This is a genomic window from Allobosea rubneri (assembly GCF_032464875.1).
Classification (GTDB): Bacteria; Pseudomonadota; Alphaproteobacteria; order Rhizobiales; family Beijerinckiaceae; genus Allobosea; species Allobosea rubneri.
In genome coordinates this window covers 1-1,821 of record NZ_JAWDID010000120.1, presented here as the reverse complement: position 1 = coordinate 1,821, position 1,821 = coordinate 1, and the positions used below count along the sequence as shown (strand labels likewise).

Here is a 1,821-nt window from a genome sequence, read left to right as displayed (position 1 = left end):
GCTTACGACCAGCAATGGTCAGGCGTTAGTTGGCACGAGATGTCCAGCAAACACCATCCTCGCCGGGTCGTGATACGTTGATGCCCAAGCTGCGCTTGCTGTTTTGATTGGCTGTCGACAGGTGCAAAGCGCTTCAACGCCGCTTTTGAACTTGAGCCGAAGACGGGCCGTACCATCTCCGGCTCCTCAATCGCCCGATGCGGTTCAAAGCAACAGAGAAATGATCTGTAGCACGGTGCCGAACGAGAGTCGCAGTTTATCACTAAGCCCCTGTCCACGAGCCATATACGCCTAGCGCTACCAGTGTGTGTTCTGGCGGATCATGGCTTGGCGAGGGCTGCGATGGCGGCGGCTGCCTTTTCCAGCAGATCTGCCGTATAGGGACCGCCTATTTCCTGTTCCGCCAAGGCCATTCGGCGGACCGCATCCACCGCTTCTCTAAGAGCTTGGTTGTAGCCGGCGGAGAAAGCTGCGGTTGCGGCAGGCCGAACTAGGTCGAGAATCTGAGCGCGATATTCCTCGGACGAGGTCTTCCATCGCAGATAGCGCTCGTCACGCATTACGTCGTGGAAGGCTTTTGCAGCGACTTTTACGGCTTCCTTGATCTGGAAAAACTTTCCCATAACCTCCCCTATGTGCAAGCGCCTTTTTTGGGGTCAAGATAAGCGCAAAGTTGGCACATCGGATAAATCCGCTTAGCTTTGCCCGAGGCATGCGAAATCACCGGCCTCGTCCACCTCATTTTTGATGTCTGCGGGCGGCAGGTCGTTCATCCTTGCGCGTGGTCGGAGGCTCGGGGAGAGGGCCCCAGCGCCGGGGATGCCACCACCGGCCAGTGCGTCTGTTGATCACGGCATTGCCAAATAGGCATTGCGACGAGCAGCCGTGATGACCGCGTCAACGTGCAACGATGGTTTCCATGCCGCCGCAGATACCTGTCTGATCAGTGCTGTCATGCCAGATTGGGTGTCTGACCAAGCTCCCTGTGGTTGAAAATGCCGGCTAGCAGTCCTCAACCTCACACCGTGATGTCTGTCGCCAGAATTGAGATAGTTCTCAATATCATGCATTATCGCAATGAGCTTTATGTCGGCCAATTCGTGCCGACCACCAATTGGCGCCTGATGCGGATCAGCTCGAATGTCTCGTTGTTGGCGGCGGTCCGGCTGGTCTGACGGCCGCAATTTATCTCGCCCGATTCCATTTGAACGTCGCGGCGTCGACGAAGGCAAGAGCCGGGCCCTGCAGATTGCTTGCACCCATAATTATGTAGGTTTCCCCGATGGAATTTCGGGTCTCGACGTCCTTAGGCGTATGCGCCTCCAGGCAGCTAGATACGGCTCTCCGATCATCGATGGCCGGATTCAGAAGTTAGACCGCGACGGTCCCGGATTTTCGGCCCGGGGACAGGGAATCGAGCTGAGACCACGGGCAGTTCTGATTGCTACCGGCGTGGCGAACAGGCGGCCTTCGATCGATGACGCACTTCACGCGGAAGCACTCAAGCTGGGACGGCTGCGCTATTGTCCGGTTTGCGACGGTTACGAAATCACCGATCAGGACGTAGCGGTTGTCGGTTCACATGCGCACGCGGCGCAGGAGTGCGAGTTCTTGAGGTCTTTCACCGACCGCGTCAGCCTTGTTCTCGACGGGCGCACTAGCCACGACGAGCGGATTGCCAAACATCTTGCAAGCTGTCCGTCGTCAGATGATTTGAGGCTGTTTCGATGTCTCAGGAACGGAGGCTCTGGCTCATCTGGGTTTGAGGTTATGCGGCCTTCAGCTGATGCTGCAAGCGTCTCTGCTGGATGGTCTGGCGCT

General features: G+C 57.2%; 1 protein-coding gene. It reads right to left on the bottom strand.

Translation table 11 applies throughout. The features are described 5' to 3' along the window. Nucleotides 1-320: 320 nt before the first annotated feature. On the bottom strand, nucleotides 321-623 hold the full coding sequence (locus tag RKE40_RS29525; RefSeq protein WP_316021716.1) for a hypothetical protein: 303 nt from the start codon (nucleotides 621-623) through the stop codon (nucleotides 321-323). Nucleotides 624-1,821 lie beyond the last annotated feature (1,198 nt).

Excerpts from the sequence above, each read along its gene's own strand:
- RKE40_RS29525 (WP_316021716.1), bottom strand. The coding sequence starts at position 623 with ATGGGAAAGTTTTTCCAGATCAAGGAAGCCGTAAAAGTCGCTGCAAAA.